The organism is Mesorhizobium silamurunense, assembly GCF_014843905.1.
GTDB classification, from domain to species: domain Bacteria; phylum Pseudomonadota; class Alphaproteobacteria; order Rhizobiales; family Rhizobiaceae; genus Mesorhizobium; species Mesorhizobium silamurunense.
On record NZ_LPVS01000029.1, the window covers coordinates 25,360 to 44,939 of the forward strand.

Genomic DNA, 19,580 nt, shown 5'->3' on the forward strand with positions numbered 1-19,580 from the left:
GCCTACTTATTCCGCCTGTTTTGCCTGCACCGTCCTGATAAGAGATCGCATCATTTTCCCAATCTCTTCGCATCGCAGCAGCAGCTCAGTCTCGTTGGCTCTTTCCAGCATACCGACACGGCATGCCAGCAGTATGTGCGTTTCCAGTTCTTTCAGCGAACCCTGCGCCATGCGCAGAAATTGAACGAACGAACCTCTGTTCTCACGACCATACCCTTCAGCAATGTTGGCGGCGATAGATACCGCCGAGCGGCGCATCTGGGAGGTCATTCCATAGACCTCGTCTTTCGGAAAACCTTTGGTGACACGATAACAATCTTCGGCAAGAACCATCGCCGATTGCCACACCATTAGGTCTCGATAAGATTCGATCCGCTTTTCCAATTCCTTCCCTACTGACTACTCACTACTTCGCTACTCACTGTTTCGCCTTCTCGTCGCCTGGCAGCACGTAGTCGGTGCCTTCCCATGGCGAGAGGAAATCGAAATTGCGGAATTCCTGCTTGAGCTCGACCGGCTCGTAGATGACCCGCTTGGCCTCGTCGTCGTAACGCACCTCGACGAAGCCGGTCAGCGGGAAATCCTTGCGCAGCGGATGCCCGTCAAAGCCGTAGTCGGTCAGGATGCGTCGCAGGTCGGGATGGTCGGAGAACAGCACGCCATAGAGGTCGTAGGTCTCGCGCTCGTACCAGTCGGCGCCGGGATAGACGGCGGTCAGCGACGGCACCAGCGTCTCTTCGTCGGCCTGGACCTTGAGGCGGATCCGGACATTCTGCTTCGGCGACAGAAGGTGGTAGACGACGTCGAAGCGCTTGGCCCGCGACGGATAGTCGGCACCGCAGATATCGATGATCGAGATGAACTGGCAGCGCGGGTCGTCGCGCAGGAAGGTCGCCACCTCGATCAGGCTGCCGGGTTCGACGGAAACGGTCAGTTCGCCATAGGCAAGCACGGTTTCGCCGATGCGGCCGGAGAGCTTCTCGCCGAGATAGGTGGAGAGTTCGTTCAACGCCAGGGTCATCGGTTCACCGTTCGATCGTGCCGGTGCGGCGGATCTTCTTCTGCAACAGAAGAATGCCGTAGAGCAGCGCTTCCGCGCTCGGCGGGCAGCCGGGCACATAGATGTCGACCGGCACGATGCGGTCGCAGCCGCGCACCACTGAATAGGAATAGTGGTAGTAACCGCCGCCATTGGCGCAGGAGCCCATCGAGATGACGTAGCGCGGCTCCGGCATCTGGTCGTAGACCTTGCGCAGCGCCGGCGCCATCTTGTTGGTCAGCGTGCCGGCGACGATCATGATGTCGGACTGGCGCGGAGACGCACGCGGCGCGACGCCGAACCGCTCCGAGTCGTAGCGCGGCATCGAAGTATGGATCATCTCGACCGCGCAGCAGGCGAGGCCGAAGGTCATGAACATCAGCGAGCCGCTGCGCGCCCAGGTGATCAGCGCTTCGGTCGAGGTGACGAGGAAACCCTTGTCGGCCAGCTCATTGTTGATTTCGAGAAAGAAGGGATCGTCCTCCCCCACCGGCCTGCCGGTGTTGGGGTCGATGATGCCCTTGGGCTTCGGCGCGACGAGGGTGCCTGAACTGTCGTTCAATCCCATTCCAGCGCTCCTTTTTTCCATTCATAGGCAAAGCCGATGGTCAGCACCGCCAGGAACACCATCATCGACCAGAAGCCGAGCATGCCGACCTTGGAGAAGGACACCGCCCACGGGAACAGGAAGGCGACCTCGAGGTCGAAGATGATGAACAGGATCGACACCAGGTAGAAGCGGATGTCGAATTTCATGCGGGCGTCGTCGAACGAGTTGAACCCGCATTCATAGGCGGAAAGCTTTTCCGGGTCGGGATTGCGGTAGGCCACCAGGAACGGCGCGATGATAAGCGCCAGACCGACGACCATCGCCACTGCGATGAACAGGACGATGGGCAGGTACGAACTTAGGAGTGCGCTCATGCGGCGACTTTCCTTTGGCGGGCCAGTTCACTTTGATTACAGCAACGGACTCTAATGCGGAAGCGTGACAGTTTAACCCGCTGAACCGTTTTAAGGGCCCTATGCTGCGACGCGGCGAGGGTTAGCGCAGCGGTTTCGGCGAAGCAAGTCAAACCTTGTTCAAAATCCGGCCCTGGACGCCATATCGGAGCAAACTGGTCCGATCCGCTCCTGTTTGATTTCCTTCGCTTTTTACTCCACTTTCCTCTCCTGACATATCTCCCGCCATTTGCCTGCTAGCATGGCTGGAATCATCGGCTGGACGTCAGGTAAACGGATCGAGGCAAAGGCACCTTGATGAAGGAAAAAATCTCTCTTCGCATGGCCAGGCGCATCGCGCTTGGCGCGCAGGGCTTTACGGACCCTCGCCCCGGCGGCGAGCCTAACCGCAGGCACCTCGCCCGCGTGCTCTCCCGCACCGGGCTGCTGCAGATCGATTCCGTCAGCGCGGTGGTGCGCGCTCATTACATGCCGCTCTATTCGCGCCTTGGCCCCTACCCGCTTTCGCTGCTCGACAATGCCGCGCTCACCCGCAGGCGCGCCGTCTTTGAATATTGGGCGCATGAGGCCTCCTTCCTGCCGGTCGAGACCTACCCGCTGATGCGCTGGCGCATGCAGCGCGCCGAACGCGGCGAGGAAATGTATCTCGGCCTCGCCAAATGGGGCCGCGAGCGCAAGGAGATGATCGAGGAGATCTACAGGCAAGTCGCCGATCGCGGGCCGATCGCCGCCTCCGACATCGAGGGCCATAAGGGCAATGGCGGCTGGTGGGGCTGGAGCGAGGCCAAGCACGCCTTCGAATGGCTGTTCTGGGCAGGATACATCACCACCGCCTACCGGCGCGGCTTCGAACGCTACTACGACCTGCCGGAGCGCGTGCTGCCGCAGGCGGTGCTCGACCTGCCGGTACCGTCGGTCGAGGACGCCCACCGCGAATTGCTGCGCATTTCCGCCCGCGCCCATGGCATCGCCACCTATGGCGACCTGCGCGATTATTTCCGCCTGGCGCCGGGCGACACGAAAGACCGAATCGAGGAACTGGTCGAAATGGGCGAACTGCTGCCGGTGCGCGTCGAGGACTGGGACAAGACCGTTTATCTCCACAAGGACGCGCGCATTCCGCGCCGGATAGAGGCGCGCGCCTTGCTCGCCCCGTTCGATCCCGTCGTCTTCGAGCGCACCCGGACCGAAAAGCTCTTCGGCTTCCGCTACCGCATCGAGATCTACACACCGGCCGAAAAGCGCCAATACGGCTATTACGTGCTGCCATTCCTGCTCGGCGACCGGATCGTCGCCCGAGTCGATCTCCGAGCTGATCGGCCTGCCAGCGTGCTTCGCGTCCACGCCGCCTATGCCGAGGCCGGCGCACCGGCCGAAACAGCAGCCCAATTGGTAGAAGAGTTGAAGCAGATGCAAGCCTGGCTTGGCCTGGAGAGCATTGAAGTGACACCGGCCGGCGACCTCGGTCCGGCGCTGGCCGACATCCGGGTGTCGTAGCCACGCGTTGACAGGCCTGCACCTGTAAGCCTAAATCCGAAGCAGACGGTCTTCTCCCGGCAAAGGGAGGAGCCAAGAGGGAATGCGGTGCGGAATTCAAAAATTCCAAATCCGCGGCTGTCCCCGCAACTGTAAGCGACGAGCCTCAGCCGAAAACCACTGGGATGTCCCCGGGAAGGCGGCGCCAAGGTGACGACCCGCGAGCCAGGAGACCTGCCGTCTGAGACTTAAAGTATCCGATCGCCCGGCGGGTTTTCCGGGCAAGGAGCCTGGTTTTGGATCGCAACGGCAGTTTTCCGGCCAACGTAGCGGACGTCCCGTCCGAACCCGAGGACATGCTGGCGGGCGTCACCGTCATCGTCTGTTCCTCCTGCCGCGACGAGACCGGTTCGGACGCGCAGCCGCGCGCCGGCGCCCTGCTGGCCGAGGACACGCGCCGCGCGGCCTCGGGCCAGGATATCGACATCCGCACCGTCGAATGCCTCGGCAATTGCAAGCGACGTTTGAGCGCAGCGCTGCTGCGCGACGGCTGCTGGAGCTACGTTTTCGGTGACCTGGACACGACCAGCGGCGCCGACCTCGTCGCCGGCGCAAAACTCTTCGCCACATCGACCGATGGCCTGATCCCGTGGCGCGGCCGGCCCGATTCCCTCAAGCGCGGCCTGGTTGCCCGCATCCCTCCCCTCGACCTCCTGAAGGACTGACCATGAATGGTTCCGTTTCCCGCGTTCCCTGCACCGTCGTCACCGGCTTCCTCGGCGCCGGCAAGACGACGCTGATCCGCAACCTGCTCGAAAACGCCAAGGGCAAGCGGCTGGCGATCATCGTCAACGAGTTCGGCGATGTCGGCATCGACGGCGAGATCCTCAAAGGCTGCGGCATCGACACATGTCCTGAAGAAAACATCGTCGAGCTTGCCAATGGCTGCATCTGCTGCACCGTCGCCGACGATTTCGTGCCGGCGCTCGACCAGATCCTGTCGCGCACGCCGAAAGTCGACCACATCCTGATCGAAACCTCCGGCCTCGCTTTGCCCAAGCCGCTGGTCCAGGCCTTCCAGTGGCCGAGCGTGAAGAGCCGCGTCACGGTCGATGGCGTCATTGCCGTGGTCGACGGCCCGGCGCTGGCCGATGGCCGCGTCGCCTCCGACATGGACGCCCTGCAGGCGCAACGTGCCGCCGACGGCTCGCTCGACCATGACGATCCGGTCGAGGAGGTGTTCGAGGACCAGATCGCCTGCGCCGACCTCATCATCCTGTCGAAGAGCGACCTGATGGACACGGCCGGCGCGGCCCGCGCCAACGCCGTCATCGGCGAGCATGTGGCGCGCGCCGTAAAGGTCGTGCCGACCGCGCAGGGCAAGGTCGATCCGTCCGTGGTGCTCGGCCTCGGCCTCGCGGTCGAGGACGACATCGAGAACCGAAAGACCCATCACGACGACGAGCTCGACCACGAGCACGACGATTTCGACTCCTTCGTCATCGACATTCCGTCGATCGCCAATCCGGACGAGCTGGCCAAGCGCGTCGCCCTCGCCGCCGAGCAGGAAAACGTGCTGCGCGTCAAAGGTTTCGTCCAGGTCGGCGGCAAGCCGATGCGGCTCCTGCTCCAGGCCGTCGGCCCGCGCGTCAACCACTATTACGATCGCGCCTGGACCGCGGAAGACGACCGCCGCTCGCGGCTCGTCGTCATCGGCCTCAAAGGGCTGAACCGCCCTGCGATCGAACGTATCCTCGCCGGCTGAGGCAAACCCGAAAAGCGATGCATATCCTCACCACGACATCCGCTTCGCTCGACGACCTCGCCGAGCCGATCGACCTCAGGCAGACGCCTGCGGATGTCGTGGCCCTGTCCTTCACAGACAGCGACCTCGCCGGACTGGCCGCCGCCTGGAAGGCGGACGCGGAGCGACTACCGTCGATGCGGTTGGCAGCCCTGCGAGACCTCAGGCATCCGATGTCGGTCGACCTCTGGATCGACAGCGTCGCCCGCCACGCCAGGGTCGTTCTGGTCCGCATCCTCGGCGGCTATGACTGGTGGCGCTACGGCTGCGACCAGCTTGCGGCGGTGGCGCGCGAACGCGGCATCAAGCTGGCGCTGCTGCCCGGCGAAAGCCATGACGAGGACCAGCGCCTGATCGAAGGCTCGACCCTGCCGCGCGCCGAGCTCGACGCCTTGCTCGGCTATTTCCGCGAAGGCGGCCCGGCGAACATGGCGGCGCTGGTGAAGAGGCTGGCGCGGCTGGCGGGATCGGAAGCGGCCGTGGCCGAGCCGGTGAGTGTACCGAAGGCTGGGTACTATCATCCGGGACTCGGTGTGGTCTCCCTCCCCCTTGAGGGGAGGGTCCGGCCGCAGGCCGGGGGTGGGGTCCTCCGCGACGCGCGCCGACATCAAGAAACGCCGAGCGCTGCCGAGGTGACCCCACCCGGCCCTTCGGGCCACCCTCCCCTCAAGGGGGAGGGAAACACCGCTCCTATCATCCCCATCCTCTTCTACCGCTCAATGCTGCTTGCGGCAGACGTGGCGCCGATCGACGCTCTCGCGGAAGCCTTGAGGCTGCAGGGCCTCACGACAATGCCGATCTTCGTGTCCAGCCTGAAGGATCCTGCGTCTCTGGCCTTCGTCGAAACCGCCCTCGCCTCGCTGAACCCGTCGGCCATCGTCAGCGCCACCGCCTTCGCCTCAGGCGCCGAGCCGGGCGCCGAAACGCTCTTCGACCGCGCCGGCGTGCCCGTCTTCCAGGTCATCGTCGCCACGACGCGGCGCGAGGTCTGGGAGAAGAACCAGCGCGGCCTGGCGCCGGCCGATCTTGCCATGCATGTCGTGTTGCCCGAACTCGACGGCCGCATCCTGGCCGGCGCAATCTCCTTCAAGGGCGAGATCGAGACCGATCCGGCGCTCGCCTTCCGCGCCTTCGCCAACCGGCCCGAAGCCGACCGCGTCGGGCAGGTCGCCAAGCGCATCGCGGGCTTCATTCGCTTGCAACGGACCGAGCGGGCCAGGCGCAAACTGGCGATCCTGATCCCGGATTACCCGAGCGCGCCAGGGCGGACCGGCTATGCTGTCGGCCTGGATGTGCCGTCCAGCGTGCTCGCCATGCTGCATGACCTGAAGGAACAGGGCTACTCCGTTGAGGGGATACCGCAATCGCCGCGCGAATTGCTGGATGCGTTGGAAACTTCCGGCCATTCGGTGGGGCTTGACGACTATCTCTCCTTTTCAACTGAATTGCCGAAGGCTGCTGTAGCTGCGGTAGAGGCCGCGTGGAGTAAGGCAGAAGACGCGATAGGGTTGCGCGAGGCTCAAGCGCCGACCTCGCCAGGCTTCCCCTTCCGCGCCGCGACCTTCGGCAACGTCACCGTGGCGCTGGCTCCCGACCGCGGCCGCCCCGCCGACCGCCGCGCCGACTACCACGACCCGACTCTGCCTCCGCGCCACGAACTGATCGCCTTCGGCCTCTGGCTGCAGAAATCGCTCGGCGTGCACGCTATCATCCATGTCGGCGCGCACGGCACTCTGGAATGGCTGCCGGGCAAGACGGTTGCCCTCTCCGATACATGCTTTCCCGAGATCGTCACCGGCGCGCTGCCTGTCGTCTATCCGTTCATCGTCTCCAATCCCGGCGAGGCGGCGCAGGCCAAGCGCCGCCTTTCGGCCGTCACGCTCGGCCATCTGCCGCCGCCATTGACCGGCGCCGGCCTCGACGAAGCGCAACAGAGGCTCGAGCGGCTGGTCGACGAGTATGCCCAGGCCGACGGACTCGACCGCCGTCGCCGCGATCGGCTGGCCAGGCTCATCGTCGAGACCGCGCAGAAGTCCGGCCTGGCGGCCGAGGCCGGCGTTGCCGGCACCGACGCGCCGGACGAAGCGCTGCGCCGCATCGACGCCTGGCTCTGCGACCTCAAGGATTTTGCCGTCAAGGACGGGCTGCATGTCTATGGCCGCGCGCCGGAAGACGAAGCCGATCCGCTGCGCCGGCAAAGCGCCGAGGCCGAAAAGGCTGCCCTGCTCGCCGCTCTCGACGGCCGCCACATCAAGGCCGGCCCCGCCGGCGCGCCGGCGCGCGGCCGCTCCGACGTGCTGCCGACCGGCCGTAACCTGTTTACCTCCGATCCGCGCACAATGCCGACTCCGACCGCCTACGACCTCGGCCAGGCAGCGGCAGAAGAAGTGGTGCGCAGCTACATGCAAAACCATGGCGACTGGCCGCGCTCGCTGGTCACCGACCTCTGGGGCTCGGCTTCGCTGCGCACCGGCGGCGAGGAAATCGCGCAAGGTCTGGCGCTGATGGGGTGCCGGCCGCAATGGGATGCCGCAACGGGCCGCGTCACCGGCATCGAGGTGCTGCCGCCGGCAGCGCTCGGCCGCCCGCGCGTCGACGTCACCTGGCGCATCTCCGGCCTGTTCCGCGACATGTTCCCAACCCAGATCGCTTTGATTGATGCTGCCGCCAATGCGGTTGCCAGCCGCGATGAGGACGATACCGAAAATCCCCTCGCCGCCGCGACCCGCGCCCAGGGCAAGGTCGGCCCCCGCATTTTCGGCACCTCGCCCGGCACCTACGGCGCCGGCGTCGAGGAATTGCTGTCGCGCGGCGAATGGGGCGCGCGTGAGGAGATCGGCCGTGCCTATCTCGACGCCACCTCGCATGCCTATGGCGGCGCCGACGGCGAAGCGGTCTCGGCGCCCGGCGCCTTCGAGGGCCGCATCGCCGAAGCGGAGCTGCTCGTCCATACCGGCGACGACCCTGGCCGCGACATCCTCGAAGGCTCGGCCGATGTCGCCTTCATCGGCGGGTTTTCGGCGGCGCTCGCCGAGCTCGGCCGGAATGCCGACGTCATCGTGCTCGACACGACCGATCCGAAGAAGCCCAAGCCGCGCTCTGTCAGCGAAGCGGTAGCTAGAGTGGTGCGGGCGCGCGCCGTCAATCCGCGGTTCATCGCCGGCCAGATGCGCCACGGCCCGCGCGGCGCATCGGAATTCGCCGAGACGGTCGACCGTCTCGTCGGCTTTGCCGAGACCACCCACGCCATATCGGGCGCGCTGATCGAGGCCGTGCATGACGCCTATCTTGGCGACGCGGAAGTCCGCGCCTTCCTCCTGCGCGAGAATCCGGCTGCGGCAAAGGTCATTGCCGAGCGGTTCCTCTCGGCGCGGCGGCGCGGCCTCTGGCACCCGCTGCGCAATTCCATTGACGACGACCTCGCCGCCTTGATCGCCGAGGCCCAGGCAAGCGGGGTGGCGGCATGAACGCGTTCTCGCGCCGCGGCGCCTGCCCTGCCCTCAGCGCGCCGATGCAGACCGGCGACGGGCTGCTGGTGCGGCTCAATCCGGTCGCTGGAGGACTTACGCCGAAGTCGCTGATCGGACTCTGCGAATCCGCCTTGCGCCACGGCAACGGCATCATGGAGGTGACTGCGCGCGCCAGCCTGCAGATCCGCGGCCTGACACCGGAAAGCGCGCGGCTGCTGGTGGCGGAAGTCGATACGCTGGGCATCGCGGTGCGCAGCGGCGTGCCCGTTGAGACTGGGCCGCTGGCAGGCATCGACCCGCAGGAGATCGCCGACCCGCGACCGCTGGCTGAGCGGATCCGGGCCGCGATTGAAGAGGCAGGGCTGACGGCAAGGCTGGGGCCAAAAGTGTCGGTGGTTGTCGACGGCGGTGGGCAACTGACGTTGGATGCGGTCACGGCCGATGTGCGGCTGAAGGCGGTGCAGGCCAACGGCGAGGTTTTCTGGCGCGTGTCGGCTAGCGGTAATGGCCGGAGTGCGAAGGCGCTCACAACGGTCGATGCCGATGCTGCCCGCGACATCGCGGTGGCTGCGCTTAGGATGGTCGCAGAAAAAGGCCGAGAGGCGCATACGCGCGATTTGTCGGAGCGGCAGTTGGCGTCTCTCGCAGGCTGGCGTTCCTTCGCGCCCCCCTCTGTCCTGCCGGATATCTCCCCCACAAGGGGGGAGATCAGCAGCTTCGTCGCCGGCTCTTCACTTTCGGCGTTGGAAATTGGCGAAACCGGCGGCGCCGGCCTGATCTCCCCCCAAGTGGGCCTTGTGGGGGAGATGTCCGGCAGGACAGAGGGGGGCGCCGTAGAGCGGCCTCGCCCGCCGATTGGCCTTTTCGACTTGAACACCGGCCATGCCCTCGGCCTCGGCCTGCCCTTCGGTAGCATGCCGGCACAGAGTCTCATCGAGCTTGCCACAAAGGCGTCGGAACTTGGCGTAACCGAAATCCGCCTAGCACCCGGCCGCGCCCTGCTCTTTCTCGGCCTCGCCGCCTATCCCAATCTCCAATCCTCCGCCGCCGCCCTCGGCTTTGTCACCTCCCCCACTGACCCGCGCACCCGCATCGCCGCCTGTCCCGGCACGCCGGCCTGCGCCTCCGGCCGCATCGCCACCCGCGCCATCGCCGAGACGATCGCGACCGAAAGCGCCGACCTCCTTGACACCTCGCTCACGCTCCACATTTCCGGCTGCGCCAAGGGCTGCGCGCATCCCGGCCCGGCGACACTGACCCTGGTCGGCGACGAAAACGGAGCCGGACTTGTCGTGGACGGGACGGCAAAGGCCCTTCCTGCCGGATACAGGCCGGGCTATGACGCCGCGCGCGGGGTCGGCGGCATCCTTGCCGCGGTGCGCGCGCAAAGACATCAGGGCGAAACCGTTGCCGCCTGCCTGGCAAGGCTTGCCGGCGTCGCCGAACTCTATCGACGGAACTAAGGAATGGCCGCCTACGACTATATCCATGACGGGATGGCGATCTACGAGCGCTCTTTCGCCATCATCCGCGCCGAGGCGGACCTGTCGCGCTTCTCCGAGGCCGAAGCCGATGTCGCGATCCGCATGATCCATGCCTGCGGTCAGGTCGAGGCCGCAGGCCATTTCGTCTTCTCCAGCAATTTCGTTGCCGCCGCCCGGACCGCGCTTGCCACCGGCGCGCCGATCTTCTGCGATGCCGAGATGGTCGCTCATGGCGTCACCCGCGCGCGGCTGCCGGCCGGCAATGAGGTGATCTGCACGCTGCGCGATCCGCGCACGGCCGAGATCGCCAAGACGATCGGCAACACGCGCTCCGCCGCAGCGATCGACCTCTGGGGCGAGCGCATGGCCGGGTCGGTCGTGGCCATCGGCAACGCGCCGACCGCGCTCTTCTATCTGCTGGAAAAATTGCGCGACGGCGCGCCGAAGCCGGCGGCGATCATCGGCATGCCGGTCGGCTTCGTCGGAGCCGCCGAATCCAAGGACGCGCTGGCGGAGAATTCCTATGGCGTGCCCTACGCCATCGTGCGCGGCAGGCTGGGCGGCAGTGCCATGACGGCCGCAGCGCTCAACGCATTGGCGAGGCCGGGCCTGTGAACGCGATTGCGAAAGGCCGTCTCGTCGGCGTCGGAACCGGCCCAGGCGATCCGGAGCTTCTGACGCTGAAGGCCGCGCGGGCATTAGCTGAAGCGAATGTCGTCGCCTATTTCGCCAAGCGCGGCAACAACAGCAATGCGCGCGCCATCGTCGAGGCGCGCTTTCGCCCGGACATGATCGAGCTGCCGCTGCTCTATCCGGTGACGACGGAGATCGACAAGGATCACGACGATTACCGCTCGCAGATCGCCGATTTCTACGAGCAGTCGGCCGAACAGGTCGCCGGGCATCTCGGCGCCGGCAGAACCGTGGCTGTGCTGTCGGAGGGAGATCCGCTCTTCTACGGCTCCTACATGCACCTGCATGTGCGCCTGGCGCACCGGTTCCCGACCGAGGTCATTCCCGGCGTCACCGCCATGTCCGGCTGCTGGTCGGCTACGGGCCTGCCGATCGTGCAGGGCGACGACGTGCTCACCGTGCTTCCGGGCACGATGAGCGAGTTCGAGCTGACGCGACGCTTGGCCGACACCGATGCCGCGGTCATCATGAAGGTCGGCCGCAACCTGCCGAAAATCCGCCGTGCGCTGGAAGCGACCGGCAAGCTGGCGAAGGCCGTCTATGTCGAGCGCGGCACCATGCCGGGCAGCGTCTCGATGCGGCTTGCGGAAAAGCCGGACGACAAGGCGCCCTATTTCGCCATCGTGCTGGTCGCCGGCTGGTCCGCCCGGCCGGGAGCCAAGGTATGAGCGGCCGCCTCACAGTCATCGGTCTCGGCCCCGGCAATGCCGACCAGGTCACGCCGCAGGCGAGCCGCGCCGTGGCCGAGGCCTCCTTCTTCTTTGGCTACAAGCCCTATCTCGACCGGCTCGAGCTGCGGTCGGATCAGACCCGCATCGCCTCGGACAACCGCGAGGAGCTGGCCCGCTCGAACGAGGCGCTGGCCAAGGCCGCCGAAGGGCACAACGTCGCGGTCGTTTCCGGCGGCGATCCCGGCGTTTTCGCCATGGCCGCGGCCGTCTGCGAGGCGATCGAGGCCGGCCCGGCCGAATGGCGCGCCATCGACATTTCGGTCATTCCAGGCGTAACGGCCATGCTTGCGGTCGCCGCCCGTATCGGCGCGCCGCTCGGCCATGACTTCTGCGCCATCTCGCTCTCCGACAATCTGAAGCCGTGGGACCTGATCGAGCTGCGTTTACTGGCGGCGGCCGGCGCCGGCTTCGTCATCGCGCTCTACAATCCGATCAGCAAGGCGCGCCCCTGGCAGCTCGGCCGCGCCTTCGAATGCCTCAAGGCGATCCTGCCCGGCACCACGCCGGTGATTTTCGGCCGCGCCGCCGGCCGGCCCGACGAGCGCATCGAGGTGTATCTTCTGGCGGATGCAGATGCGGAAAAGGCCGACATGGCAACCTGCATCATCATCGGCTCGCCCGAGACCCGGATCATCAAGCGCGGCGAACGACCCGCGCTGGTCTATACGCCGCGTTCGGCAACGGGCTCGAAAAGATGATCGACCATTGCAGCCAGTTGATCGACGGATTCAGCCGAGGGGACGTCCGGCAAGGGCGGCCGCCGCACCATGATCACCTCGATGCCGAGCGCCCGCGCCGCGGCGATCTTGCCATAGGTCGCGTCACCACCGCTGTTCTTCGAGACGACGGCATCGATACCGTATTTTTCGAGCAGCGCCCGTTCGTCCGGTTCCGGAAACGGCCCGCGTGCCAACAGGTAGAGCGCATCGGGCACCGCGAGCTTCGGCTCTACCGGATCAACGCTGCGGATCAGATAACGGTGCTGCGGGGCGACTTCGAAGGCGCCTGCCTCCTGCCGGCCGATCGCGAGGAAAACGCGACGCGGTGGCGTGCCAAGAGCCCGCGCCGCTTCCGGGACATTGTCGACCAGCGTCCAGCGATCACCTGCGACAGGCTCCCAACCGGGACGCCGCAGCGCAAGGATCGGCACGCCGGATTGCCTTACCGCTTCAGCGGCGTTGGTCGAGATGTGCGCCGCGTAAGGATGCGTGGCGTCGATCACCAGGTGGATGCGTTCTTGGCGGAGATAGGTCGCCAGTCCTTCCGCGCCGCCGAAGCCGCCGGTGCGCACGGGCACGCCTTGCGCGACCGGACTTTCGGTGCGGCCGGCCAGCGACAGCGTGATCGAAAAATCCTGGCGACAGGCCAGCTTTCCCGCCAGCTGCCGGGCCTCCGTGGTTCCGCCGAGGATAAGAATATTCGTCATGAGCACCATGATGCGCAGCGCCTGCGCTGCCCCTCACCCTTACCCTCTCCCGTTAAGGACGGGGAGAGGGGGAGGCCGGCGCTGCAGCCAACCACCTTCTCCCCGTCACTATACGGGGAGAAGGTGCCGGCAGGCGGATGAGGGGCGGCGCGGCATGTCAAAAAACAAGCAGCCAAAACCTCAATGGCTCATCATCGTCGGCATCGGCGAGGACGGGGTAGCGGGTCTCGGCGACGAGGCCAAGCGCCGGATCGGCGAGGCCGAAGTCATCTTCGGCGGCAAGCGGCACCTCGCGCTTGTCGCGCCCTTGGTCAAAGGTGAAACTCGGCAATGGCCAACGCCGTTCGATACCGAGATGCGCGAGGTGCTGGCGCTGAAAGGCAAAAACGTCTGCGTGCTTGCCTCCGGCGACCCGTTCTTCCATGGCGTCGGCGTCACCCTGGCGCGCAAGGTGAAGCCGGACCAAATGATGGTTCTTCCGGCCCCATCGTCGCTGTCATTGGCAGCCTCCCGCCTCGGCTGGGCGCTGCAGGATGTCGAAACCATCTCGCTGCATGGCCATTCGATCGACCTGGTCCGGCCCCTGCTCCACCCCAGCGCGCGCATCCTTGCACTGACGTCCGACGGCGACGCCCCGGCGGCCATCGCCCGGTTGCTCGACGAGCTCGGCTTCGGCCCTTCGCGATTGACGGTCCTCGAAGCGCTCGGCGGTCCCGACGAAACGCGCCGCGCCGCCCGCGCCGACAGCTTCGATCTTAAAGACATCAACCCACTCAACGTGCTGGCGCTCGAAATTGAGCAGACGCCGGATGCGCGCGTCCTGCCTTTGACCGTTGGCCTAGCCGATCATCTCTTCGAACATGACGGCCAGATCACCAAGCGCGAGATCCGCGCCATGACGCTCTCGTCGCTTGCGCCCAGGCGCGGCGAGCTGCTGTGGGACATCGGCGCCGGTTCCGGCTCGATTGGTATCGAATGGATGCTGGCCCACCCTTCGATGCGGGCGATTGCCATCGAAGCCGATAGCGAGCGCGCCGCCCGCATCGCCCGAAATGCCGGGCATTGCGGCGTGCCCGGCCTTGTCGTGATCGAGGGCTCGGCGCCGAAGGCGTTGGCCAAACTGGAGACGCCAGACGCGATCTTTATCGGCGGCGGCGGCAGCGATGCCGGCGTGCTGGAGAAGGCGTTCAAGGCGCTGCGTCCCGGCGGCCGGCTGGTCGCCAATGCGGTAACGCTGGAGATGGAGACGCTCCTCCTCGACCAGCACACCAGGCGGGGCGGCGACCTCACCCGCATCGCGCTTTCCCGCGCGGCGCCGGTCGGGTCCATGCAGGCCTGGCGTCCGGCGATGCCTGTCACGCAGTGGAGTTGGGTAAAGCCATGATGATCGCGGGCATCGGCAGCCGGAAAGGCGTGACGGCGCGCGACGTGCGCGCCGCGATCGAAACCGCGCTCGAAGCGCATGGGCTGGCAATGGCCGCGCTTTCGGCGCTGGCGACCGGCGAAATCAAGCGCGACGAGGAAGCAATCTTCCTCGCAGGTCGTGACCTCTCGCTTCCGGTGATCGTCGTCACCGACCATGCATTGCAGGCCGCGTCCGCAGGCACGATCAGCCGATCCGAAGAGTCGCAGGCGCATGCCGGCACGCCGTCGGTTTCGGAAGCGTCGGCCCTGGCCGCGGCCGGAAAAGATGCAAAACTGCTCGGGCCGCGCACCGTTCTCGGCCCGGTGACCTGCGCCATCGCTCTCGGTGGAGGCACTGCGTGACCGTTCATTTCATCGGCGCCGGCCCGGGCGCGGCCGACCTCATCACCTTGCGCGGCAGCCGGCTGCTGGCGTCCTGCCCCGTGTGTCTCTATGCCGGCTCGATCGTCGCGCCGGAATTGCTCGAACATTGCGCGCCCGGCACCAAGCTGATCGACACCGCGCCGATGTCGCTCGACGAGATCGAGGCCGAATATGTCGGCGCCTACAAGGCCGGCCAGGATGTCGCGCGGCTGCATTCCGGCGACCTTTCCGTCTGGAGCGCGGTGGCCGAACAGATCCGGCGGCTGGAAAAGCACAACATCCCCTATACGCTGACGCCAGGCGTGCCTTCCTTTGCGGCGGCAGCGGCAGCGCTTCGCCGCGAGCTCACCATTCCCGAGCTCGCGCAAAGCCTGGTGCTGACCCGTGTCTCCGGCCGCGCCTCGAAAATGCCGCCGGGCGAAACGCTCGCCGCCTTCGGCCGCACCGGCGCGACGCTCGCCATTCACCTAGCCATCCATGCCATCGACCGTGTCGTTGCCGATTTAACGCCTCTCTACGGCGCCGAGTGCCCGGTAGCGGTCGTCTTCCGCGCCTCTTGGCCGGATGAGCGCATCCTGACCGGCACGCTGGGCACGATCGAAGCGCAGCTTGCCGAAAATCCGATGGAGCGCACGGCGATCATCTTCGTCGGCAGCGCCTTGGCCGCTCAGGATTTCGGCGAAAGCTCACTTTACGACGCCCACTACCAGCGGCGTTTTCGCGGACGGGACGGATTGTGACCGATAACGCCAACAGAAACGGACGGGCCACGGTGGATCAGGCGCTGGCGCGGCTGAACTTCAAGCCGCGCACGCTCGAGCCCGGTCATGTCTGGCTGGCCGGCGCCGGCCCGGGCGATCCTGGCTGCCTGACGCTGGAGGTGCTGGCGGCGCTCGGGCAGTGCGATGCGCTGGTCTATGACGCGCTGGTCTCGCCGGATGTCGTGGCGGTCGCCGACGGCGCCGAGCTTTTCTACGCCGGAAAGCGCGGCGGCCAGCCTTCGATGAAGCAGGACGACATCAACGCCTTGCTCGTGCGGCTGGCGCGCGAGGGCCGCCGTGTCGTGCGCCTCAAAGGCGGCGACCCCTATATTTTCGGCCGGGGCGGCGAAGAAGCTTTGGCGCTCGCGCACGAAAACATTCCGTTCCGCGTTCTCTCCGGCCTCACCTCCGGTCTGAGCGCCTTGGCCGCCAACGGCATCCCCGCCACCATGCGCGGCATCAACAAGGCGGTCATCCTCGCCACTGGCCACGCGGCAGGCACAGATGACGATATCGACTGGGCGGCGATCGCGCGCACCGGCCAGCCGGTCGTCGTCTATATGGGCATGGCCAATCTGCCGGTGATTGCCGCCGCCCTGCTCAAAGGAGGCCTCGCGCCCACGACCCCGGCGGCGGTGATCGTTGCGGCGACCACGCCGCAGGAGCGCATCGTCGTCGCCACGCTCGCGACAATCGCCGAGGAGGCCGCAGCCGCCGGGCTCGCCTCGCCGGCGCTGATCGTCGTGGGCGGCATCGTCGCCATGCGCGCGGTACTGGCGGGCGGGACATGACCGCCCGCGCGATCATCATCGGCGCGCCGCGCTCCGGCTCGGGCAAGACCAGCGTCACCATCGGCCTGCTGCGCGCGCTTGCCCGGCGCGGGCTGAAGGTGCGCGGCGCGAAATCCGGACCGGACTATATCGACCCCGGCTTCCACGCCGCCGCCACGGGCCTGTCCGGCGTCAATCTCGACAGCTGGGCGATGTCGCCTTCCCTGCTCAACGCACTGGCCGCGCAGGCGGCGGACGATGCCGAATACGTCATCCTGGAAAGCGCGATGGGCCTGTTCGACGGCATTCCCGCGCCGGAGGGACGATCGGGCTCCGCAGCCGATCTGGCCCGGCTTTACGGCCTGCCGGTGCTTTTGGTGCTCGACGTCTCCGGACAGTCGACCACGGCGGCCGCCGTCGCCAAGGGTTTTGCGACCTACGATCCGGATGTGCGCATGGCCGGCGTCGTGCTCAACCGCTTGGGCAGCGAGCGGCACCGGCGGCTGTCCGGCGACGCCATCGAGGCGATCGGACTGCCGGTGGTCGGCGCCATCATGCGCGATCCCATGCTCAACCTGCCGGAGCGGCATCTCGGCCTCGTCCAGGCCGGCGAATATGAAAACCTGATGGCGCATCTCGACCGGCTGGCCGACATGGTCGAGAAGTCGCTCGACATCGATGCCATCCTGGCGCTGGCGACGCCGCTCGAACCGGCGGCTGGCGACTTCGGCGACGCACTACAGCCACCCGGCCAGCGTATCGCCCTGGCCGAGGATGCCGCCTTCACCTTCCTCTACCCACATGTCGCCAGGCATTGGCGCAACGCGGGCGCCGAGATCGTGCCCTTCTCCCCTCTCGCCGATGAAGCGCCTGCCGAAGACTGCGACGTCTGCTGGCTGCCCGGCGGCTATCCTGAGCTGCATGCCGGCAAGCTCGCTGCCGCCAATCACTTCAGAGCTGGGATGGCGCGCTTCGCCGCGACCAAGCCCGTGCATGGCGAGTGCGGCGGCTTCATGGTGCTGGGCGAGACGCTGGAGGATGCGGACGGCGAGACACATAAAATGCTCGGGCTGCTCGGACACTCGACCAGCTTCGCCAAGCGCAAGATGAACCTCGGCTATCGCGAGGCCCGCCTGCGCGCCGCCTGCCCGCTCGGAGGCGAAGGGACCGTGATCCGCGGCCACGAATTCCACTATGCGCAGATGACGGCCACCGGCAATGACGAGCCGCTGGCCGACCTTGCCGACGGCCAGGGCAATCCGTTTGGCGCGTCGGGCTACCGGCGCGGCCATGTCAGCGGCACTTTCTTCCACGCGATTGCGAGGGGCGCATGAGCGGTCTCTCCAAGCCTCGGCAATTGCTTGACGATATCGGCCTCAGCCTTGTCTTCTTCACAAGGCTGAGGTTGCCTTCGGGCGATTTCGGCGGCCGCAGTCTTGCCGAAGCGATCTGGGCCGCGCCCTTTGCCGGTCTCGCCGTCGCCATCATCGGCGCGCTTGTCTACGCCATTGCTGTCGCCCTGGGTCTTGCCGCCAGGCCGGCCTCGGCGCTCGCGCTTGCCGCGACGATGCTTGTCACCGGCTGCCTGCATGAGGATGGGCTTTCCGACATCGCCGACGGCTTCGGCGGCGGCCGGACACGCGAGAAGAAGCTGGAGATCATGCGCGACAGCCGCATCGGCGCCTACGGTGCGGCGGCACTCGGCATCTCATTGCTCATCCGCTGGAGCGCGCTTTCGGAATTGACCGGGGCGGGACATGTCTTCCTGGCGCTGCTTGCCGCGCATGCCGCCTCGCGCGGCCTGTTCGGCGCTTTCATGCATCTGCTGCCGTCGGCCCGCGTCGACGGTCTGTCAGCGAATGCCGGCACCGTAGCCTTCGAGACAGCCGCTATCGGGGCAGCGCTTGGCGCCGTGTCGCTGCTGGCGCTCGGCCTTGGCGGCGCGATCGCGGCGCTCATCCTGCTCGGCCTCTTGTTCGCCGCATTCCGCTCGCTTTGCCTCAGCCAGATCGGTGGCCAGACCGGCGACACGATCGGCGCGCTGCAGCAGCTCTGCGAAACTGCGGTGCTGCTTACCGCTTCCGTTTGCCTTTCCTGATTCTCTTTCGGAGACCTTGCCCCCATGTCCCCCCAATCAACTTCCTTCAAATCGCTCGAAGACCTTCGCGCCGCATGCCTCGACCTACCTGCCGGCAGCGACGCCGCAGCCAATGCGGTCGCCCGCCGCCAGGACACGCTGACCAAGCCGCCGGGCAGCCTCGGTAGGCTTGAAACGATCGCCGCCTGGCTGGGCCGCTGGCAGGGCCGCGACATGCCGAAGCTCGACGCGGTGAAAGTCTTCGTCTTTGCCGGCAATCACGGCGTCACCGCACAGGGCGTGTCGGCCTATCCGTCGGAAGTCACGGTACAGATGGTGGCGAATTTCGCCGGCGGGGGTGCCGCCATCAACCAGCTTGCCCGTATCGCTGGTGCAAAGCTCGATGTCATCCCGCTCGATCTCGACCACCCGACCGGCGATTTCACGCAGGTGCCGGCTATGGACGAGCAGACCTTCCTCGCCGCGGTCTCGGCCGGCTATGACGCCGTGTCCAAGGATCTCGATCTCGTCTGCTTCGGCGAGATGGGCATCGGCAACACCACGCCGGCGGCAGCGATCTCGACCGCCCTCTTCGGCGGCGCCGCGGAAAAATGGACCGGGCGCGGCACCGGCGTCGACGACGCAGGTCTGCAGCGCAAGGTCGTGGCCATCGAGGCGGGCATCAAGTGCCACGCCGATTCGCTGTCGGACCCGCTGAAGATCGCTGCGGCACTTGGCGGACGCGAGCTCGCCGCGATCTTCGGCGCCACGCTTGCCGCGCGTCACAATAACGTGCCGGTGCTGCTCGACGGCTTCGTCTGCACCGCCGCGGTTGCGCCGCTTGCAAGGCTGCACCCGACCGGGCTGGCCCACACGATCGCTGCCCACGTCTCGGCCGAAGCCGGCCACCGCCGCCTTCTCGAAGCCCTAGGCCTGCCGCCGCTGCTTGATCTCGGCATGCGGCTCGGCGAAGGCTCCGGCGCCTGCCTTGCCGTCAACATCGTGCGCTCGGCACTGGAATGCCATGCCCGCATGGCGAGCTTCGCTGAGGCGGGTGTATCGGAAAAGTAATACCGCGGACAAATGGCGGGTTGCCCG

20 protein-coding genes and 1 riboswitch are annotated in these 19,580 nt (G+C 66.6%); of the genes, 15 read left to right on the forward strand and 5 right to left on the reverse strand.

From position 1 onward, the window contains the following. Positions 1 to 6: 6 nt before the first annotated feature. Genes AU465_RS07400 through AU465_RS07415 form a run of 4 tightly spaced genes read right to left on the reverse strand, consistent with a single transcriptional unit; the run spans position 7 to position 1,963 of the window. Complete coding sequence (locus AU465_RS07400) at positions 7 to 384, reverse strand: four helix bundle protein (protein ID WP_192245417.1); 378 nt, start codon at positions 382 to 384, stop codon at positions 7 to 9. Between the two features lie 34 nt (positions 385 to 418). Further along, positions 419 to 1,021 carry an NADH-quinone oxidoreductase subunit C gene (locus AU465_RS07405; protein ID WP_192245419.1) on the reverse strand — a complete coding sequence of 201 codons (603 nt, stop codon included), beginning with the start codon at positions 1,019 to 1,021 and terminating at the stop codon, positions 419 to 421. A gap of 4 nt (positions 1,022 to 1,025) precedes the next feature. Then, complete coding sequence (locus AU465_RS07410; RefSeq protein WP_013531090.1) at positions 1,026 to 1,607, reverse strand: NuoB/complex I 20 kDa subunit family protein; 582 nt, start codon at positions 1,605 to 1,607, stop codon at positions 1,026 to 1,028. Then, positions 1,598 to 1,963, reverse strand: a complete 366-nt coding sequence (locus AU465_RS07415) for an NADH-quinone oxidoreductase subunit A (RefSeq protein WP_149791214.1) — start codon at positions 1,961 to 1,963, stop codon at positions 1,598 to 1,600. The genes AU465_RS07410 and AU465_RS07415 overlap by 10 nt, the downstream gene beginning before the upstream one ends. Before the next feature lie 336 nt (positions 1,964 to 2,299). On the opposite strand from AU465_RS07415, the gene AU465_RS07420 reads away from it, so the two are divergent. The 8 genes from AU465_RS07420 to AU465_RS07455 all read left to right on the forward strand — a co-directional run bounded on the left by AU465_RS07420 (position 2,300) and on the right by AU465_RS07455 (position 12,358). After that, positions 2,300 to 3,499: a winged helix-turn-helix domain-containing protein gene (locus AU465_RS07420; protein ID WP_192245421.1), complete on the forward strand. Its 1,200-nt coding sequence runs from the start codon at positions 2,300 to 2,302 to the stop codon at positions 3,497 to 3,499. Between the two features lie 29 nt (positions 3,500 to 3,528). Continuing rightward, positions 3,529 to 3,734, forward strand: a riboswitch (cobalamin riboswitch). A gap of 40 nt (positions 3,735 to 3,774) precedes the next feature. Next, the gene (locus AU465_RS07425) at positions 3,775 to 4,203 is read left to right on the forward strand and encodes a DUF1636 family protein (RefSeq protein WP_192245423.1); all 429 of its coding nucleotides are present in this window, start codon (positions 3,775 to 3,777) and stop codon (positions 4,201 to 4,203) included. 2 nt (positions 4,204 to 4,205) lie between these two features. After that, positions 4,206 to 5,243, forward strand: a complete 1,038-nt coding sequence (gene cobW, locus AU465_RS07430; RefSeq protein ID WP_192245425.1) for a cobalamin biosynthesis protein CobW — start codon at positions 4,206 to 4,208, stop codon at positions 5,241 to 5,243. Between the two features lie 17 nt (positions 5,244 to 5,260). Beyond that, positions 5,261 to 8,749: a cobaltochelatase subunit CobN gene (gene cobN / locus AU465_RS07435; RefSeq protein WP_192245427.1), complete on the forward strand. Its 3,489-nt coding sequence runs from the start codon at positions 5,261 to 5,263 to the stop codon at positions 8,747 to 8,749. Beyond that, positions 8,746 to 10,215, forward strand: coding sequence for a precorrin-3B synthase (cobG, locus tag AU465_RS07440; protein ID WP_192245429.1), 1,470 nt, complete (start codon positions 8,746 to 8,748; stop codon positions 10,213 to 10,215). The genes cobN and cobG overlap by 4 nt, the downstream gene beginning before the upstream one ends. A gap of 3 nt (positions 10,216 to 10,218) precedes the next feature. Beyond that, entirely contained in the window at positions 10,219 to 10,851 is a 633-nt protein-coding gene (locus tag AU465_RS07445) for a precorrin-8X methylmutase (RefSeq protein ID WP_192245431.1), read from the forward strand. Then, a complete protein-coding gene (locus tag AU465_RS07450) occupies positions 10,848 to 11,597 on the forward strand; it encodes a precorrin-2 C(20)-methyltransferase (RefSeq protein WP_192245433.1) in 750 nt (249 codons plus the stop codon). The genes AU465_RS07445 and AU465_RS07450 overlap by 4 nt, the downstream gene beginning before the upstream one ends. After that, a complete protein-coding gene (locus tag AU465_RS07455) occupies positions 11,594 to 12,358 on the forward strand; it encodes a precorrin-3B C(17)-methyltransferase (protein ID WP_192245435.1) in 765 nt (254 codons plus the stop codon). The genes AU465_RS07450 and AU465_RS07455 overlap by 4 nt, the downstream gene beginning before the upstream one ends. Here AU465_RS07455 and AU465_RS07460 read toward each other — a convergent pair. Beyond that, entirely contained in the window at positions 12,322 to 13,086 is a 765-nt protein-coding gene (locus tag AU465_RS07460; RefSeq protein WP_192245599.1) for a cobalt-precorrin-6A reductase, read from the reverse strand. The two genes, AU465_RS07455 and AU465_RS07460, sit on opposite strands and share 37 nt — an antisense overlap. A gap of 154 nt (positions 13,087 to 13,240) precedes the next feature. Between AU465_RS07460 and cbiE the strand changes: the two genes are divergently transcribed. From cbiE to cobT, 7 genes are read left to right on the forward strand one after another with little or no spacing between them, the layout of a single operon-like run. Beyond that, a complete protein-coding gene (gene cbiE, locus AU465_RS07465; protein WP_192245437.1) occupies positions 13,241 to 14,470 on the forward strand; it encodes a precorrin-6y C5,15-methyltransferase (decarboxylating) subunit CbiE in 1,230 nt (409 codons plus the stop codon). Further along, a complete protein-coding gene (locus tag AU465_RS07470; protein ID WP_192245439.1) occupies positions 14,467 to 14,853 on the forward strand; it encodes a cobalamin biosynthesis protein in 387 nt (128 codons plus the stop codon). The genes cbiE and AU465_RS07470 overlap by 4 nt, the downstream gene beginning before the upstream one ends. Beyond that, complete coding sequence (gene cobM, locus AU465_RS07475; protein WP_192245441.1) at positions 14,850 to 15,614, forward strand: precorrin-4 C(11)-methyltransferase; 765 nt, start codon at positions 14,850 to 14,852, stop codon at positions 15,612 to 15,614. Before AU465_RS07470 ends, cobM begins: the two co-directional genes overlap by 4 nt. Continuing rightward, the gene (gene cobA, locus AU465_RS07480; protein ID WP_312891223.1) at positions 15,611 to 16,426 is read left to right on the forward strand and encodes a uroporphyrinogen-III C-methyltransferase; all 816 of its coding nucleotides are present in this window, start codon (positions 15,611 to 15,613) and stop codon (positions 16,424 to 16,426) included. Before cobM ends, cobA begins: the two co-directional genes overlap by 4 nt. Beyond that, on the forward strand, positions 16,423 to 17,739 hold the full coding sequence (locus AU465_RS07485; protein WP_192245443.1) for a cobyrinic acid a,c-diamide synthase CobB: 1,317 nt from the start codon (positions 16,423 to 16,425) through the stop codon (positions 17,737 to 17,739). Before cobA ends, AU465_RS07485 begins: the two co-directional genes overlap by 4 nt. Further along, a complete protein-coding gene (locus AU465_RS07490) occupies positions 17,736 to 18,503 on the forward strand; it encodes an adenosylcobinamide-GDP ribazoletransferase (protein WP_192245445.1) in 768 nt (255 codons plus the stop codon). Before AU465_RS07485 ends, AU465_RS07490 begins: the two co-directional genes overlap by 4 nt. Before the next feature lie 24 nt (positions 18,504 to 18,527). Beyond that, the gene (gene cobT / locus AU465_RS07495; protein ID WP_192245447.1) at positions 18,528 to 19,553 is read left to right on the forward strand and encodes a nicotinate-nucleotide--dimethylbenzimidazole phosphoribosyltransferase; all 1,026 of its coding nucleotides are present in this window, start codon (positions 18,528 to 18,530) and stop codon (positions 19,551 to 19,553) included. Positions 19,554 to 19,580 lie beyond the last annotated feature (27 nt).

Excerpts from the sequence above, each read along its gene's own strand:
- AU465_RS07405 (WP_192245419.1), bottom strand. The coding sequence starts at position 1,021 with ATGACCCTGGCGTTGAACGAACTCTCCACCTATCTCGGCGAGAAGCTC.
- AU465_RS07410 (WP_013531090.1), bottom strand. The coding sequence starts at position 1,607 with ATGGGATTGAACGACAGTTCAGGCACCCTCGTCGCGCCGAAGCCCAAG.
- AU465_RS07415 (WP_149791214.1), bottom strand. The coding sequence starts at position 1,963 with ATGAGCGCACTCCTAAGTTCGTACCTGCCCATCGTCCTGTTCATCGCA.
- AU465_RS07420 (WP_192245421.1), top strand. The coding sequence starts at position 2,300 with ATGAAGGAAAAAATCTCTCTTCGCATGGCCAGGCGCATCGCGCTTGGC.
- cobW (WP_192245425.1), top strand. The coding sequence starts at position 4,206 with ATGAATGGTTCCGTTTCCCGCGTTCCCTGCACCGTCGTCACCGGCTTC.
- cobN (WP_192245427.1), top strand. The coding sequence starts at position 5,261 with ATGCATATCCTCACCACGACATCCGCTTCGCTCGACGACCTCGCCGAG.
- cobG (WP_192245429.1), top strand. The coding sequence starts at position 8,746 with ATGAACGCGTTCTCGCGCCGCGGCGCCTGCCCTGCCCTCAGCGCGCCG.
- AU465_RS07445 (WP_192245431.1), top strand. The coding sequence starts at position 10,219 with ATGGCCGCCTACGACTATATCCATGACGGGATGGCGATCTACGAGCGC.
- AU465_RS07455 (WP_192245435.1), top strand. The coding sequence starts at position 11,594 with ATGAGCGGCCGCCTCACAGTCATCGGTCTCGGCCCCGGCAATGCCGAC.
- AU465_RS07460 (WP_192245599.1), bottom strand. The coding sequence starts at position 13,086 with ATGACGAATATTCTTATCCTCGGCGGAACCACGGAGGCCCGGCAGCTG.
- cbiE (WP_192245437.1), top strand. The coding sequence starts at position 13,241 with ATGTCAAAAAACAAGCAGCCAAAACCTCAATGGCTCATCATCGTCGGC.
- AU465_RS07470 (WP_192245439.1), top strand. The coding sequence starts at position 14,467 with ATGATGATCGCGGGCATCGGCAGCCGGAAAGGCGTGACGGCGCGCGAC.
- AU465_RS07485 (WP_192245443.1), top strand. The coding sequence starts at position 16,423 with ATGACCGCCCGCGCGATCATCATCGGCGCGCCGCGCTCCGGCTCGGGC.
- AU465_RS07490 (WP_192245445.1), top strand. The coding sequence starts at position 17,736 with ATGAGCGGTCTCTCCAAGCCTCGGCAATTGCTTGACGATATCGGCCTC.
- cobT (WP_192245447.1), top strand. The coding sequence starts at position 18,528 with ATGTCCCCCCAATCAACTTCCTTCAAATCGCTCGAAGACCTTCGCGCC.